Source organism: Roseateles subflavus (assembly GCF_030285365.1).
Lineage (GTDB): Bacteria > Pseudomonadota > Gammaproteobacteria > Burkholderiales > Burkholderiaceae_C > Roseateles_B > Roseateles_B subflavus.
Genome location: NZ_JASVDS010000001.1, coordinates 777,388 through 792,646 on the forward strand (window position 1 = coordinate 777,388; position 15,259 = coordinate 792,646).

The 15,259-nt window shown below is 72.9% G+C and carries 16 protein-coding genes; 10 read left to right on the forward strand and 6 right to left on the reverse strand.

Annotated elements, in window-relative coordinates:
* Nucleotides 1-4: 4 nt before the first annotated feature.
* The 9 genes from QRD43_RS03585 to QRD43_RS03625 are packed head-to-tail and all read left to right on the forward strand — an operon-like array spanning nucleotide 5 to nucleotide 8,816.
* Entirely contained in the window at nucleotides 5-1,201 is a 1,197-nt protein-coding gene (locus QRD43_RS03585; RefSeq protein WP_285981099.1) for a type II secretion system F family protein, read from the forward strand.
* Nucleotides 1,198-2,739 (forward strand): GspE/PulE family protein, encoded by a 1,542-nt coding sequence (locus tag QRD43_RS03590; RefSeq protein ID WP_285981100.1) that lies wholly within the window; start codon nucleotides 1,198-1,200, stop codon nucleotides 2,737-2,739. The genes QRD43_RS03585 and QRD43_RS03590 overlap by 4 nt, the downstream gene beginning before the upstream one ends.
* Nucleotides 2,720-4,048: a hypothetical protein gene (locus tag QRD43_RS03595; protein ID WP_285981101.1), complete on the forward strand. Its 1,329-nt coding sequence runs from the start codon at nucleotides 2,720-2,722 to the stop codon at nucleotides 4,046-4,048. The genes QRD43_RS03590 and QRD43_RS03595 overlap by 20 nt, the downstream gene beginning before the upstream one ends.
* Nucleotides 4,045-4,653 (forward strand): GspMb/PilO family protein, encoded by a 609-nt coding sequence (locus tag QRD43_RS03600; RefSeq protein ID WP_285981102.1) that lies wholly within the window; start codon nucleotides 4,045-4,047, stop codon nucleotides 4,651-4,653. The genes QRD43_RS03595 and QRD43_RS03600 overlap by 4 nt, the downstream gene beginning before the upstream one ends.
* Complete coding sequence (locus QRD43_RS03605; RefSeq protein ID WP_285981103.1) at nucleotides 4,650-5,192, forward strand: hypothetical protein; 543 nt, start codon at nucleotides 4,650-4,652, stop codon at nucleotides 5,190-5,192. Before QRD43_RS03600 ends, QRD43_RS03605 begins: the two co-directional genes overlap by 4 nt.
* A 5-nt stretch (nucleotides 5,193-5,197) precedes the next feature.
* Nucleotides 5,198-7,447 carry a secretin GspD/PilQ domain-containing protein gene (locus QRD43_RS03610; RefSeq protein WP_285981104.1) on the forward strand — a complete coding sequence of 750 codons (2,250 nt, stop codon included), beginning with the start codon at nucleotides 5,198-5,200 and terminating at the stop codon, nucleotides 7,445-7,447.
* Nucleotides 7,448-7,457: 10 nt separating this feature from the next.
* A complete protein-coding gene (locus QRD43_RS03615) occupies nucleotides 7,458-7,940 on the forward strand; it encodes a type II secretion system protein (protein ID WP_342399032.1) in 483 nt (160 codons plus the stop codon).
* Nucleotides 7,940-8,317 carry a type II secretion system protein gene (locus tag QRD43_RS03620; protein ID WP_285981105.1) on the forward strand — a complete coding sequence of 126 codons (378 nt, stop codon included), beginning with the start codon at nucleotides 7,940-7,942 and terminating at the stop codon, nucleotides 8,315-8,317. Before QRD43_RS03615 ends, QRD43_RS03620 begins: the two co-directional genes overlap by 1 nt.
* Nucleotides 8,318-8,330: 13 nt before the next feature.
* The gene (locus tag QRD43_RS03625; protein ID WP_285981106.1) at nucleotides 8,331-8,816 is read left to right on the forward strand and encodes a type II secretion system protein; all 486 of its coding nucleotides are present in this window, start codon (nucleotides 8,331-8,333) and stop codon (nucleotides 8,814-8,816) included.
* A gap of 104 nt (nucleotides 8,817-8,920) precedes the next feature.
* Here QRD43_RS03625 and QRD43_RS03630 read toward each other — a convergent pair whose 3' ends face one another.
* The 3 genes from QRD43_RS03630 to QRD43_RS03640 are packed head-to-tail and all read right to left on the reverse strand — an operon-like array spanning nucleotide 8,921 to nucleotide 11,521.
* Nucleotides 8,921-10,360 (reverse strand): PA domain-containing protein, encoded by a 1,440-nt coding sequence (locus QRD43_RS03630; protein WP_285981107.1) that lies wholly within the window; start codon nucleotides 10,358-10,360, stop codon nucleotides 8,921-8,923.
* 8 nt (nucleotides 10,361-10,368) lie between these two features.
* Nucleotides 10,369-10,815, reverse strand: a complete 447-nt coding sequence (locus tag QRD43_RS03635; RefSeq protein WP_285981108.1) for a post-PEP-CTERM-1 domain-containing protein — start codon at nucleotides 10,813-10,815, stop codon at nucleotides 10,369-10,371.
* Between the two features lie 28 nt (nucleotides 10,816-10,843).
* The gene (locus tag QRD43_RS03640; protein ID WP_285981109.1) at nucleotides 10,844-11,521 is read right to left on the reverse strand and encodes a choice-of-anchor J family PEP-CTERM protein; all 678 of its coding nucleotides are present in this window, start codon (nucleotides 11,519-11,521) and stop codon (nucleotides 10,844-10,846) included.
* 286 nt (nucleotides 11,522-11,807) lie between these two features.
* On the opposite strand from QRD43_RS03640, the gene QRD43_RS03645 reads away from it, so the two are divergent.
* The gene (locus QRD43_RS03645; protein WP_285981110.1) at nucleotides 11,808-12,311 is read left to right on the forward strand and encodes a CAP domain-containing protein; all 504 of its coding nucleotides are present in this window, start codon (nucleotides 11,808-11,810) and stop codon (nucleotides 12,309-12,311) included.
* Nucleotides 12,312-12,335: 24 nt separating this feature from the next.
* Here QRD43_RS03645 and QRD43_RS03650 read toward each other — a convergent pair whose 3' ends face one another.
* The 3 genes from QRD43_RS03650 to QRD43_RS03660 form a co-directional block, all read right to left on the reverse strand.
* A complete protein-coding gene (locus QRD43_RS03650; RefSeq protein ID WP_285981111.1) occupies nucleotides 12,336-13,217 on the reverse strand; it encodes a hypothetical protein in 882 nt (293 codons plus the stop codon).
* Between the two features lie 72 nt (nucleotides 13,218-13,289).
* Nucleotides 13,290-13,934 carry a response regulator gene (locus tag QRD43_RS03655; protein ID WP_285981112.1) on the reverse strand — a complete coding sequence of 215 codons (645 nt, stop codon included), beginning with the start codon at nucleotides 13,932-13,934 and terminating at the stop codon, nucleotides 13,290-13,292.
* A gap of 31 nt (nucleotides 13,935-13,965) precedes the next feature.
* Nucleotides 13,966-15,213, reverse strand: coding sequence for a sensor histidine kinase (locus QRD43_RS03660; RefSeq protein WP_285981113.1), 1,248 nt, complete (start codon nucleotides 15,211-15,213; stop codon nucleotides 13,966-13,968).
* Nucleotides 15,214-15,259: the final 46 nt, after the last annotated feature.

Here is a 15,259-nt window from a genome sequence, read left to right on the forward strand (position 1 = left end):
GTCCATGCCCGAGTTCATCGTCCGATTCCAGCAGGCCGGTTCCGGTGTGCAGCAGGTGCGCCTGCAGGCGCCGGAGCGCCACGCCCTGGCCGCGCTGCTGGGGGTGAGCCCGCAGCGGATCCTGTCGGTGCAGGAGCTGGACGCGGCCCCCGCGCCGGCGTCGTCGCGCGCCGGCAAACGTTTCCCCCTTCAGCTTTTCAGCCAGGAGCTGTCGGTGCTGCTGTCCGCCGGGGTGACCCTGGTCGAAGCGCTGGAGACCCTGAGCGAGAAGGAGTCGCAGGCCGACATCCGCGCCGCGCTCGCGGCGGTGGTCGCGGCGCTCTCGGCGGGCCAGCCCCTCAGCGCGGCCCTGCGCGCCCAGCCCCAGGCCTTCGACGAGCTGATCTGCGCGCTGGTGGCCGCGAACGAGCGCAGCGGCCAGCTGGCGCCGGCCCTGGCCCAGCATGCCCGCTACCTGGCCTGGGTGCAGCAGCTGCGCGACCGCCTCGTGGCCGCCTGCGTCTATCCCGCCGTGCTGCTGGGCGTGGGCTCCGCGGTGATCCTCTTCCTCCTGCTGTTCGTGCTGCCGCGCTTCGCGGGCATCCTGGACGGCCTGGGGTCCGACCTGCCCTGGGGATCCCTGCTGCTGCTGCGCTTCGGCCGCCTCACCGGCGATCATCCCGCCCTGGTGGCGGCGGGCATGGGCGGCGTCGCCCTGGCGGCCGTGCTGGCGCTGCGCTCCGCCGCGGTGCGGGCTGCCCTGCAGTCCCGCCTGTGGACCTTGCCGGCGCTCGGTCCGCGCCTGCGCGTGCTGGCCCTGGCCCGCTTCTACCGCAGCCTGGCGATGCTGCTCGGCGCCGGCGTGCCCGTGCTGCAGGCGCTGGAGATCGTGCAGCCCCTGATGGCCCGACCCTGGCAGGGCGCCGTCACCCGCCTGGCTGCGGCCGTGGGCGAGGGCCGGCGCTTCTCCGAGGCCCTGGAGGCCGAGGACCTCGCCACGCCCGTTGCCCGGCGCATGGTGCGCGTCGGCGAGCGCAGCGGCGAGCTCGCCGCCATGCTCGAACGCGCCGCGGCCTTCCATGACGACGAGGCCGTGCGCCTCAGCGAGTTCCTCAGCCGCGCCATCAACCCGGCCCTGATGCTGATCATGGGCGTCCTCATCGGCGGCATCATCGTGCTGATGTACCTGCCCATCTTCCAGCTGGTGGAGCAGGTGCAATGAGCGAGTTTGCCCTCCACGACACCCTGCCCGCCGACGCCGGCCCCTGGCACCTGGACTTCGAGCGCTGGCCGCAGGCCCAGGCGCAGCGCTGGCGCGCCGTGCTGGCGCAGGGCGGCCCTGCGCAGGCGCCGCGGCTCGTGCTGCTGGCCGACCGGGAGGCGGACGTGCTGCTGCTGCAGAGCGTCGAGTCCCGGCTGCAGGCCGCCGTCGACTGGCTGCGCTGCGAGCCCGCCGCCCTGGAGCACTGGCTCGGCAGCGGCGAGGCCAGCTTCCGCGCACTGGCCGATGTGGACGAAGGCCTCGCCCCGGGAGAGCGTGCCGCCGTGGCCGTCGAGGAGCTGTCCACCCGCTCCCTGTCCGAGGCGGCCTCGCCCGCCGTGCGCCTGCTCAACGCCACGCTCTTCGATGCCCTGCAGGACGGCGCGAGCGACGTCCACCTCGAGTGCACCGCCCGCGGTGCGCAGATCCGCTTCCGCATCGACGGCGTGATGGCGCCGGTGCGCCAGGTCGAGGGCGCCGCGCTGGCCGAGCAGCTGGTGTCCCGGCTGAAGGTGATGGCGGAGCTGGACATCGGCGAGCGCCGCGTGCCGCAGGACGGCCGCTTCAAGCTGCGCCACGCCGGCCGCGAGATCGACTTCCGCCTCTCCATCATGCCCAGCGTGTTCGGCGAGGACGCCGTCGTGCGGCTGCTGGACCGCGCGCGCATCGAGCAGGACCAGGGCGCGCTGAGCCTCGATGCCCTGGGCTTCGACGAGGCCGAGCGCGCCGCGCTGCGGCTGCAGGCGCGCCAGCCGCATGGCATGCTGCTCGTGACCGGGCCCACGGGCTCGGGCAAGACCACCACGCTCTACGCGACGCTGACCGAGATCCACACCGGCCAGGACAAGATCATCACCATCGAAGATCCCGTGGAGTACCAGCTGCCCGGCGTGGTGCAGATCCCGGTGAACGAGAAGAAGGGCCTGACCTTCTCGCGCGGGCTGCGCTCCATCCTGCGCCACGACCCGGACCGCGTGATGGTGGGCGAGATCCGCGACGCCGAGACGGCGCAGATCGCGGTGCAGGCCGCGCTCACGGGGCACCTCGTCTTCAGCACCGTCCATGCGAACAACGCCTTCGACGTCATCGGCCGCTTCATGCACATGGGCCTGGATCTTTACAACGTCGTGTCTGCGCTCAATGCCGTCCTGGCTCAGCGGCTGATGCGTGTGAACTGCCGGCATTGCGCCGTGCCCGTGCTGCCGGACGCCGCGCTGCTGGCACGCCATGGGCTGCGGGCGGACGGGCAGACCTTTCTGCGCGGCGAGGGCTGCGGCCACTGCCGCGGCACTGGCTATCGCGGCCGCCGGGCGGTGGCGGAGCTGCTGCGTCTGGACGACGGGCTGCGCGACCTCATCGCCAGCCGGGCGCCGATGTCCGAGATCAAGGCCGCCGCGCGCAGCCGTGGCATGAAGCCCCTGCGCCTGCAGGCCCTGGCGGCCGTGTGTCGCGGCGAGTCGACCTTCGAGGAGCTGGAACGTGTCACCCTCGATGAATGAGCGCTTCCCTCACCCGCGGGCGCGCCGGCTGCCCGGGTGGCCGGTGCTCCCGGCACGCGCGCAATGCCCGCGGTGGCTGGGCCCCGAGGGCCTGAGCGACCCGGCCGAGAACGCGCCGGGTGCGCCCACCCCGGCGGACCTGGTCCTCTCCGAGCACCTGCTGACGCCGGTCGTGGCCGAGGCCGACCTGGCCCTGCCGCACGACGCCGACCTTCGCGCGTATGCCGCGCAGGTCCTTGCCCACTACCACGGTGCGGCGGCGCTGGCGTGGCCGCTGGCGCCCTGGGCGGAGGGGCGGGGCGCCCGTCGGCGCGGGGGGGCGTGGGCCCTGTCGCAGGCCGAGCCCTGGCACGCGCTGACGACGCCCCTGCGCACGGCCCGCCCCGCGGCCTGGGCGGCGCTGGCTGCGGTGCGTGCCCAGGACGCCGCCTGGGCGCGGGCACCGCGCGCGGCGCTGGCGTGGGTCGAGTCGAACCTGCTGTGCTGGATGACGCTGGAGGCCGGCGTGCTGCAGACCGTGCGGCACCTGCGGCTGGCCGCGGCGACGCCGGAGGCCCTCTACGCGCGCCTGCAGCCGCTGTGTGCGGCGCTGCCGGCCGAGGCGGACGTCGCGCTGGCGGGCTATGGGCTGTCCGCTGCGTGGACCGGGAAGGCGACGGCGGCCCTGCGCTGCCTCACGCCGCTCGAGTCGGCGGTGCCGCCGGCGCTGCTGTGGATGCCCGCCGTGCCCGCTCCCGCCGAGGCCCGGGGCGATTTTCTTCCGCCCGCCCAGCCGCTGAGGCGCTGGCGCTGGCCGCTGCTGACCGTGGCCGCGCTGTGCCTGGGGCTCGCGGCGCAGGAGGCCTGGCAGGCGCACACCCGCTGGCAGTCGGCACGCCAGGATCTGGCCGCGCTGCAGGCACGCCAGGGGCGTCCCGCGGCCCGCGCAGCCCGTCCGGACGCCCGACCCGCGCCGGCCGAAGCCCAGGCCCTGCTCGCGGCCCGTCAGGCGCTGCACCAGCCCTGGGCCGGCGTGCTGGCGCAGGTCGAGCGCGCGGCGCTGGACGAGCAGCAGCGCCCTCGCGTCGCCTGGCTGGGCCTGGACGTCCAGGCCTCGCGCGCCGAGGTCCGGCTGGAAGGCCTGGCCGAGGACCGCAGCCGCATCCTGGCCGTGGCGAATGCGCTGGCCCGCGAGCCCGGCTGGCGCGACGTGCTGCCCGGTGCCATCCAGCCCGAGGAGGGCGGGCGCCCGGGCCTGCGCTTCACCTTGCAGGCGCGGCTGTCGGCCGATCAGGTGCCCGCAGTCGCCGCGCGGGGAGAGGGGCCATGACCCACCGGTTCTCGATCAGGCAAGACCTGACCCTGCATGCGCGCTCGATCGGGCGCGCGCTGCGTTCGCTGGGCGTGCCGGGCGCTGCGGCGCTCCTGGGCCTGGCGGCGACGGCGGTGCTGGCGCTGCTCGTCACGCCCTCGTGGGAGGCGCAGACCGAGGAGCTGGCCGTGCAGCAGGCGCAGCTGCGCCGCGCCCTGCGAGCCCAGGGGCCGGCCCGTGGTACGGACACGCCGGCCCGCTTCCTCGCGGCCCTGCCGCCCGCCAGCGAGCGCCAGCAGCGCCTGGCCGACCTCCTGGAGATCGGCGTGCGCCTGGGCCTGGAGATCCAGCGCAGCGAGCAGCGGCTCGTGCCGGACGCTGGCGCGGGCCTGGAGCGCCTGCGCGTCAGCCTGCCGGTGCAGGGCAGCTATGCGCAGCTGCGCCAGTACCTGGGCGCGGCGCTGGTGCATGACCCGGCCCTGAGCCTGGACAGCCTGCACCTGCGCCGCAGCCAGCGCGAGAGCACGGTCCTGCAGGCGGACCTGGTGTGGACGCTGCACAGCCGGGCCCTCCCGGCCGCCGGGGCGCCTGCCGGCGACGCCCGGACGGGAGGGGCGCCATGAGCGCATCGAGCCGTTCGGCGGCACGTCCGCTGACCCTGCGCCATGGGCTCCTGGCGGCGAGCCTCGGTGCCACGGTCGCGGCCTGCCTGTGGGCCGCGCAGCTGCCGCAGGACGACGCGGCGGATCTGGACCTGGCGCGCCCCCGCCGGGCGGCGCCGCCGGCTTCCCCTGCGATGGGCGAAGCCCCGGTGCCGCGCTGGTCCGCGTCGGCGCGCGAGGCCTGGCCGGACCCGGGCGCCGCCGCCCTGGCCGCGTGGCAGCCGCCCCCGCCCCCGCCAGCCCCGGCGGTGACGGCCCCCCAGACCGCCACCGCCAGCCTGCCGCCGCAGGCGCCGGCCTTCCCCTACCAGCTCATCGGCCGCCTCGTCGAGTCGGGCCGCACGCAGGCCCTGCTCGGTGCCGAGCAGCGCAGCCTGGCCGTGAAGGTGGGCGACACCATCGATGGCCAATGGCGGGTGCAGGCCATCGGCGATGAATCCCTGGAGCTGCTGTGGCTGCCCGGCCCGCTGCCCCAGACGCTCCGCTTCAAACCTCTGTGAGTGCCATGTCCCAACCCCGGTTTCGCGCCCCATGCCGCGCGCTCACCCTGGCGGCCCTGCTGTGCGGCGCGGCCGTGCTGCAGGGCTGTGCCCATCCCGCCCTGCGCGAGGCCGACGAGCTGCTGCGCGCCAACCAGCTGAGCCAGGCCGACGCCGTGCTGGCGCAGGCGCTGCGCGCGGCCCCGCAGGACGCGGCCCTGCGCAGCGCGCAGCTGCGGGTGCGTGAGCAGCGGGTGGCGCGGCTGCTGGTGCAGATCGAGGGCCTGCGGGCCGCCGCACGCTGGGATGAGGCCCAGGCACTGCTGGCGCAGCTGCAGCAGATCGAGCCGCAGCACCCGCGGGCGCAGGCGCTGGCCGTCGAGCTGCCGCGCGGCCGCCGCCATGAGCAGCGCCTGCAGGAGGCCCGCCAGCGCTTCAGTGGCGGCCACCCGGGCATGGCCGACGCCCTGGCGCGGGAGATCCTCGCCGAGAACCCCCTGCATGCCGGCGCCCGCCAGCTGCAGAACCAGATCGCCCAGGCGCGCCCGCTGGAGTCCGGCGCGCAGGAGCTGGGGCCGGCCTTCCAGGTGCCGGTGACGCTGGAGTTCCGCGATGCGCCGCTGCGCCAGATCTTCGAGGCCCTGAGCCGCAGCAGCCAGGTCAACTTCGTGTTCGACCGCGACGTGCGCACGGACGCGCGGGCCAGCCTCTTCCTGCGCAACGTCACGCTGGACGAGGCCATGCGCGTGCTGCTGTCCACCCAGCAGCTGGACCGCAAGATCCTCAACGCCAACTCCGTGCTGATCTACCCCAACAGCCAGGCCAAGCAGCGCGAGCACCAGGAGCTGATCACCCGCACGCTGTACCTCAGCAACGCCGACGTGAAGCAGGTGCAGAACCTCGTGCGCACCATCGCCAAGGTGCGGGACCTGCACATCGACGAGCGCCTGAACCTGATGGTGGTGCGGGACACGCCCGAGGTGATCCGCCTGGTCGAGAAGCTCATCGCCTCGGTGGACCTGCCGGAGCCCGAGGTCATGCTCGACGTCGAGGTGATGGAGGTCGGCTCCGACCAGGTCGAGGCCCTGGGCCTGCAATGGCCGGACCAGGTGCAGTACGGGCTCGTGGGCCCGGACGGCAAGATGGGCGGCACCGTGCTGCTGGGCCAGCGCAACGAGTTCCGCGGCGCCATCGCCAACCCGGCGCTCGTGGCCACGCTCAAGGGCACGGCCGGGCAGGTGAACCTGCTGGCCAATCCGAAGATCCGCGTGCGCAACCGTGAGAAGGCCAAGGTGCAGATCGGCCAGAAGCTGCCGGTCTTCACGACGACCACCAACTTCAATGGCAGCACCTCGGTCGCGGCGTCCGTCAGCTTCCTCGACGTCGGCCTGAAGCTCGACGTGGAGCCCACCATCCAGCTCGACGGCGACGTCATCATCCGCATGGGCCTGGAGGTGAGCAACGTCATCAAGGAGATGGTGGGCCCGGGCGGCACCACGGCCTACGCGACGGGCACGCGCAATGCCTCCACCACGCTGCGCCTCAACGACGGCGAGACGCAGGTGCTGGCCGGGCTGATCAACGACGAGGATCGCAGCACGGCGCAGGGCGTGCCGGGGCTTTCGCGCCTGCCGCTGCTGGGCCGGCTCTTCGGCGTCAACACCGACACGCGCAACAAGACCGAGGTGGTCCTGCTGATCACGCCGCGCATCGTGCGCAACGTGCCGCTGCCGGATGTGCGCCTCACGCAGCTCCCCGCCGGGACCGATGCCCTGCCGGGCGCGTTCAGCAGCCTGCTGCGGACGCCGGCGGCCTCGGCACCGGCGGCGCCCCTGCTGTCGTCGCCCGCGCCCCTGCCCACCGCGGCAGACGGGTCGGCGCCGGCGCCGGGTCCCGCGACGACTCCTGCGACGACTCCCGCCGGCGAGGCCGTGCGGCTGCTGCTGGAGACCACGCCCGAGGTCGTGCCGGATGGCACCGTGTCCGTGGTCCTGAGGCAGGGCAGCGCGCTCACCCTGAGCGGCAGCCTGCGCTACGACCCGAGCCTGCTGCAGCCCGTCTCGCCGCTGGCCGGGGGCGAACCCGGCCGTCTGCCCTTCGTGCTGGCGCCGGCCTCGGCCCAGGCCTTGCTGCTGCGCGCGCTGCCGGCCGCCCAGGGGCAGATCGTCACGCTGAGTCTCGACGGGCTGGCGGCACGCAACGCCCAGGAGCAGCCCGTGGCGGTGCCCGTGCAGGTCGAGGGCGGCACGCAGGTGCGCGTCGAGGCCCCGCGCTGAGGCCGATGCCATGATGCGACGCACCGGGCGCCCCCGCGGCTTCACGCTGATCGAGATGCTGGTCGTGCTGGCGCTCGTGGGCGTGCTCGCGGCGGCGGCCCGGCCGGTGCTGGAGCTCAGCGTGCGGCGCAGCCAGGAGTTCGCGCTGCGCGAGGCCCTGCGCCAGCTCCGCGGCGGCCTCGATGCCTACCGGCGCGCCGCCGATGAAGGCCGGATCGCCCGCGCGGTGGACGACAGCGGCTATCCCCCCGACCTCGACGCCCTGGTGCGCGGCGTGCCGGACATCAAGTCGCCCAACGGCCGCCGGCTGTACTTCCTTCGCCGCCTGCCGCGCGACCCCTTTGCGCCGGCGGAGCTGCCCCCGGCGGAGACCTGGGCCCTGCGCGCCGCCGACAGCGGCCCCGAGGAGCGGCGCGCCGGCCGCGATGTCTTCGATGTGCATTCCCGCTCCGAGCGCCGCGCGCTGGACGGCAGCCTCTACAAGGACTGGTGATGCGGCGCCGTGGCTTCACCCTGATCGAGCTGCTGGTGGTGATGAGCATCGTCGCCCTGCTGGCGTCCATCGTCGCGCCGCGCTACTTCAACAGCCTGCAGCGCGGCAAGGAGGTGGCCCTGCGCCAGACCCTGGCCACGGTGCGCGATGCCATCGACCAGTTCGCGGCGGACAAGGGCCGCTACCCGGACACGCTCGATGAGCTGGTGTCGGCGCGCTACCTGCGCCAGGCGCCGGAGGATCCGATCACCGGCCAGCGCGACGGGTGGCAGCTGCAGGCGCCGCCGGCCGATGGCGGCGTGAGCGGCGCGGTCTATGACCTGCACAGCGGGGCGCCGGGTGCGGGCAGCGACGGCACGGCCTATGCCGACTGGTGACAGGGGGCAGGTCTTGCCTCGCCGAGGCGTCGCCCGATCGCGTGCGCGCGGCTTCGGCTACCTCGGGCTGCTCTTCTTCATCGCCCTCACGGCGGCGTCGCTGGCGGCGCTGGGGCAGCGCTGGAGCGCCGCGGCGCAGCGCGAGCGGGAGCGGGAGCTGGTCTTTCGCGGGCAGGCCATCGCGCGGGCGATCGAGCGCTACGCCGCGGCGACGCCGGAGCGGCCGGCCTACCCGCAGCGCCTGGAGGATCTCGTCGAGGACCGCCGCAGCCTGCGCCCGCGCCATCACCTGCGCCAGCGCTATGCCGACCCGTTCTCGGGCGAGCCCGACTGGGAACTGATCGCCGCGCCGCCGCCTGCCACCGGCTTCATCGGGGTGCGCAGCCGTTCCGATCGCCCGCTGCTGATGAGCCAGGGGCCGGACGGCCAGGCGGTGGAGCGCGCGAACGGGCTGCAGTTCATGGCGCAAGCCCTGCCGGCGCGGGCCGCCACGCCCTGATACGCCGGTAGCAGCGCCCATGAAAAAGGCGCGAGACCCCGGGGAGGGTTCTCGCGCCTGGCAGGCCCCGGCAGAACCGGGGCGCTGGTGGGGCGGGCAGCGGCTTACCAGCCGATGTCGCGCAGCAGGTGGAAGGTCAGATCCTTCGGGGCCTTCAGGACGGTCGTCAGGTCCGAGTTGATGAAGGGCTCCATCAGCTGGTTCGGGAAGGCGCTGGTGTCATAGTGGGACACCGACGAGCCCGAGGCGTACGGATTGGGCGTGTACAGGTAGGGGCGGCCCAGCAGGTCCGCGCCGGCGTACTGGCTCATGTCCAGACCCAGGGTGATGAACAGGCCGGAGCGGGTGCGGCTGCGGGCCTTCATCGCGTCCTTCAGGGCCAGGCCATCCACCTTGCTGATGCGGGCAGCCGGGATGGTGATCGTGGGATCGGCGCCACCCAGGCCCGGAGGCGGGTTGTCGTTGGCGTTGTCCACGATCAGCACGGCCTTGGCGCCGGCCAGCTGGGCATTCTTGACCTTGACGGTGAAGCCGCAGACGCCGCGATCCACCAGGGCGATCTTGCCGGCCACGGCCAGCTTGTTGATCGCGTTCAGCGGGTCGCAGGCCAGGCCGGTGACGCCGTCGGCCTGGTCGACCACGGGCATCACTTCGGCGCTGGTGCCGGCCGCCGTGATGGCGGGGCCGAACGAGGCGGTACCGATGGCCAGAGCGCGCACCAGGGGCGACGGGGCGGTGATCTTGGCGGAGGGCGTGCCCAGGGCCAGGACTTCCGGCACCTTGGCCTTCACCTCACCACCCGTCCACACCAGGCGACGGCCGTTGTTGGCGGACGTGACGCGCTCGGCGTTGGTCATCTGGACCCAGCGCTTGCCCGTCATGTTGTCCATCAGGTAGTGGTCCCACACCGACGGGTAGCCGGCCAGCATGGCGCCGGTGTTGCCGCGGGTGAAGGTGGCGAAGCCGAGGCCGTGGCCCAGCTCATGCAGCAGCGTGGCGACGAAGTTCACCTGCGTGCCGGCATTGCCGTCCAGACCCAGGTAGAAGCCCGAGCCCGCCAGGCAGTTCGGCTGGCCCAGGTTGACGTTGAACTGCGTCTTGATGTCGACGTTGCCGTAGCCGCTGCCGTCGTCTTCCTGCCCTTCGGACTGGTTCACGCCCGAGAGCTTGTTGGCCAGTGCCTGGGGATACAGGGTGTTGGCGTGGGCGGCGCCCGGGGGGTTGATCCAGATGTTCCAGGCGCTGGCGCTGCCCAGCACGGCGGAACCGGCGTCGCAGGTCAGGGCTTCCCAGCCGGCGCTGACGGTGATGGGCACATCGCTGGTCAGCTGCTTTTCCCAGATGTCCGCGACGTAGCGGTAGACGTTCCAGCGCTGCTCGCCGAGCGTGGTGCCGGGGTTGCCGCCCACGGGGGCGACGGGCGTCGGGTCATTGAAGCCGACACCGGCGGGGTCGCGGCTCAGGATCTGGATGGTGGCGGCTTCGGCGGCGCCGAAGGCCAGCAGCAGGGAGGCCGCCAGGGGCTTGATGAAATGCTTGCTCATGACGGGGCTCACTCCTTGTTGCTGCTCTTGGCGGCGTGCTCACGCACCATGGCCTCGGCCTTGTCCTGGCCCTGCACGCAGGAGGTGGACAGGCTGCCGTCCGCGTTGCGGGTGACCACGGAGTAGCTGATGTTCTCGGGGGCCGGACGGAAGCCGACGGCGCCGTAGGCATTCGTGCGGCCCACCGGCGTGGCCGTGGCCGACAGGGCACGGGCGCGGGTGGACTTGCTGGCCTGGGCCTTGGCCTGCAGGGCGGCGGCTTCCTCGGCGGTGGGCGCGCGCAGCTGGCCGGTCACGGCGTCACGGACGGCGATCATGCCGTCGGCTTCGACGGCCTCGGTCGTGGCGGGCGCCTTGGCCTGGGCCTTGGCGTGCTCGTCGCAGACGGTGCAGGCCAGGGCCGCACCGCTCAGCATCAGGCCGCCGGCGAGGGCGACCAGGGATTGCTTGTTCATGTCTTGCTCTCCTCTTGTCTTGTGGAACTCAGGCCTTGCGACGGCGCTGGGCCGCGGCGGCACCGACGAGGCCCAGGGCGATCAGGGCGTAGCTGGCGGGCTCGGGGACGGTGCTGACGTCCAGCGTGTCCAGGGCGATGAAGTTGGCGCTCGCGCCGTCGCCCTTGTAGACGAAGGCCAGGCGGCCGGAGGCGTTGCCGCCCAGACCGTCGAAGGTGGCGGTGTAGCGCGTCCAGCCGTTCGGGGCGCCGTCGACGTCACCGTTGGGGTTGATGGACACCAGCAGGCGGGTGAAGTTGCTGGTGGCGCTGGCGCTGCCGCCGGTGCTCACGCGCACTTCCAGGCTGTCCGCGAAGATGCCGAACAGCTCGGAAGCCGCGTAGAAGCTCAGCTGGAAGGACTGCGACAGCGAGAAGGTCTTGGTGATCAGCCAGTTCTCGATCTTGCCGGCGGTGCCGGAGGAGCCGTTGCGGCTGCTTTCGGCGTTGGCGGTCACGTAGCTCGTGGGGCCACCCGACTGCGAGGGGTACACGCCATCGGCGCCCTGCTGCCACTTGTACAGCGGGTTCACGCTGTTGTTGGTGAACACCCAGCCCTGGGCCGCGAGACCGTTGACGTTGTCGAAGCCCTCGGACAGCAGCGTGCTGGCCTGGGCAGAAGCCATGGCGGCAGAGAGCGCCAGGACCGAAAGAACTTGCTTGCGCATGAATAACCCTCCAAATACAGACTCTAGATGGGCTGGCGTGGGGAGCGGCGCTCAAAACTGCAAGGGCCGGAACCTGTCCAGACCGTGCGGATTCTCATGAATTGCCCCTCTTTGTGGGGATGTGGGAAGCCCTAGGCACCCCGGCTTGCGGGGCCGTGGAAGCCCTTACTGGAAAGCCTGAATGGCCTCGGATTTGGGGCGGGCACCAGTCATCGGGTCCACGGCGGGGCGGGCGCGGCGGCGTGCCGCAGGGGCCCTCAGGCCCGCGGCTCTATGATCGGGCGCCATGCGTTCCCTGCCTCTCTTGCTGCTGTCGGCCTGCCTGCTTGGCGGCTTGGCCGTGGCCGAGCCGGCGCCGCTGTGCCGGGTCTCGGCGCAGGAGGCGCTGGCCGCCGCCAATGCCTGGCGGCAGGCGGCCCGCCAGTGCGGCAGCCAGGCCTTCGAGGCGGCGCCGGCCCTGCGTTGGCATGCGGGCTTGGAGGCCTCGGCCGAGCGCTACGCCACCGAGCTGGCCGAGCGCGGGGAGCTGAGCCACCAGGGCCGCCGCAGCCCCACGCTGCGCGAGCGCGTGCGGGAGTCGGGCTATCTGCTGCGGGCCGTCGGGGAGAACCTGGCCGCCGGCCCCCTGGGGCTGGACGAGGTCTTCGCGCTGTGGACGGGCAGCCCCGATCACTGCGTCAACCTCATGCGGGCGGACTTCGAGGACGTGGGCGTCGCCTGCGTCAGCGGCACCGGCCGCTACGAGCGCTTCTGGGTGATGCACCTGGGCGCTCCGGCCCGGCGTCCCTGAGCCGGGCTGGCGGCGTGCGCCGCGTCAGCGCGATTCGGGCGACAGCGGGGGCGGGCAGTAGCGGCTGTTGCTGGGGTCCATGGGCGACAGGCAGTAGCGGATGCGGAACTCCCCGCCCGTGATGCGCACGGTCTGCAGCTTGAAGTGCGAGGGATTGCCGCACATCGCTTCGACATTGCCGTAGCGACCACGGTGGGTGGACACCACGCGGGCGGCGTCGAAGGCGAAGCGGCCCTCGAGGATGTGGCGCGCCGTGTCGATGGCGGTGATCTCGAAGTGGCCCTCGTAGGTCCCGAGGAAGTTTGGTGCCTGGCTTTGGTAGCCGTCCGGCAGCGTGTTGGCGGCGTCGGTGTTCGCGTCCGTGCTGAACAGGGCCCCGCGGCCGGGCCCCGGGCCGAAGTCGTAGGGCCGCTTCACGGTGCGCGGCGTGGCTACGCGGTAGAAGCCTTCCATGGGCACGTCCTTGGTCGCGCCCTCCCAGCCGCAGAAGGGCATGCCCGTGATCTCGCGCCGCAGCGTGGCGCCCTCGCGCAGCTCGAAGCCCTGGTGCAGCCAGAGCTCGATGCTCTCGGCGCGGGTGCTGCCGGGCATCGTGCCTACCTCCAGGCGCAGCTGCTCGACCTGGGGCGAGCCCGGGCCCTTCATCTCCAGCACGGCGTGGTCATAGCTGCCGCCGAGCCGGTAGAGGGGCTTGTTCACCGCGTCCCCGTCCACCTGGAAGCGCACGTAGAAGGGGCCGTCCGGTTCGAGCAGGGCCCAGTCGCGTTCGGAGATGTCGGCGGCGGGCCGGGCGGCGCCCGGGCGGGGCGGCTTGGCGGCCCGCGGGGGCGTGGCCGCGAGCGCGGCCTGGCTGATCAGCAGGAGAGCCGCCAGACCGCGGCGCAGACGGTAGGGAAACGGTCGCATGGGGCGGCACTCTAGCCGGCCTGCGTCGCGCCCCGGCCCGGCAGAACCGGGCTCAAGGTAAGCAAAGGTGGCTCAGATCCAGCCGAGGTCGATGGCGCGCAGCACGGCCTGGGTGCGGTCGCGCACGCCCATCTTGGAGAACACCGCCGAGCAGTGGTTCTTGATCACGCCTTCGCTGTTGCCCAGCAGGGCCGCGATCTCGGTGTTGCTGCGGCCGCTGGCCACGAGACGCAGCACCTGCAGCTCCTTGGGCGAGAGCGGATCGGGCTGCGGCGTCGCGCTGAAGGCGCGCTCGACGCTCGGGCGCTCCATGCGCTCGGTCAGCGAGGGGCGCAGCGCGGTGCCGCCGGCGGCCACGTCCCGCAGGGCCTGGACGAGGGTGTCCGGGCTGATGGCCTTGAGCAGGAAGCCCTTGGCGCCGGCCCGCACGGCCTCGTCGAAGGCCTCGGCGTCGTCGAAGGTGGTCAGCAGCACCACGGGGATCTTCCAGGCGCGAGCGGCCAGGGCGCGGATCAGGCCCGTGCCGTCCAGGCGCGGCATGCGCATGTCGGAGAGGATGACGTCGGGCTGGTCCTCGGCCAGCTTCTCCAGGGCCTCGGCACCGTCGGCGGCCTCGCCGATCAGCTGCACTTCCTCGTGCAGGGCCAGCAGGCCCTTGAGGCCCTCGCGCACCAGTTGCTGGTCTTCCACCAGCAGCACCTTGATCTTCTCGCTCATGGACTCTCTCCTCTTGTCGTGATTCCTGGGCTCAGCTCTTGCGCGGTACCCGCCATTCGACCATGAAACCGGGCCCGTTCTTCAGGATGCTGAAGCTGCCGCCCAGCTCGGCCATGCGTTCCTGCATGCCCTTGAGGCCGTTGCCCTCGCGCAGGCGCGGCGCGCCCGGGCCGTCGTCCTCGACGCTGACGCAGACGTTCGCCGCATCGCCCTCGCCCTCACGGCGCAGCCGGATGGTGATGTGCTGGGCGCGGGCATGGCGCACGCTGTTGGTGACGGCCTCCTGCACGCAGCGCAGCAGCGCGTGGGCGGTGCGCGGGCCGAGGTCCTGGGCGACCTCGTCGAGCTCCAGCTGGATGTCGGTGCTGGCGATGCCCAGGGCCAGCGCCTGCAGGGCCTCGCGCAGGTCGATGCGGTTGCTGGCGCGCTCGGCCGACACGGCGGCGCGCACATCGGCCAGCAGGTGCGCCGCCCCTTCGCGGGCGCGGGCCACGGCCTGCGCGGCTCCGTCGGCGTCCTGGCGCTTGAGCAGCGCCTCCGAGAGCTGCAGCTGCAGGTTCAGGGCGGTGAGGTGGTGGCCCATGACGTCGTGCAGTTCGCGCGCCATCATCATGCGTTCGGCATAGCGCAGCTGCTCGGCCTGCAGCGCCTCGCCGGAGGTCTTCTCGGCCAGCATGACCTGCAGCCAGCGGCGCTTGTCCACCTCGTTGGCGAGCAGCCGCCCGATGCCGAAGGCCATCGCGTACAGGCCCACGAAGGCCCCGAGCTGGGCCATCAGCAGCGCCCACATCGAGGCGTTGGGCTGGTGCTGCTCCTGCCATTCGGTCTCCGAGGGCAGCAGCGTGTAGAGCAGCAGGCGGATCACCACCTGGCTGACGGCAAAGAAGAAGGCCGGGCGCAGCCGCAGCCGCACCGACGCGAGGACCGTCACCAGGAAGGGCAGGGCCGGGGTGATGCACCAGGCCAGCGCGTCCAGCCAGATGATGCGCAACAGGGCGCGCGGCCGGGGGCGGTCGAGGCTGCTCTCCTGGGCGGCCTGCCAGAACAGCGCGATGAAGCCGCAGAACAGCACGAAGCAGCTGATGACGAGCGCCGGGTCCTGCGGATGGCCCGCGCCGCGGCGGTACAGCTGGGCGAGCAGGCCGTCGTAGGGCTCGGAGTTGCCGCCGCGCAGGGACGTCACGAGGCTCCCGAATTCCATCAGGAAATAGGCCAGCGTGGCGATGCGCAGCACGACCGAGGGGCGTGCGATGCGGGCGAGGAAGCGGTCGAAGTTCAAGGGCGAGGTCGTGACAGGCTGCCAGCGTGCCACAGCGCCTGGCTTT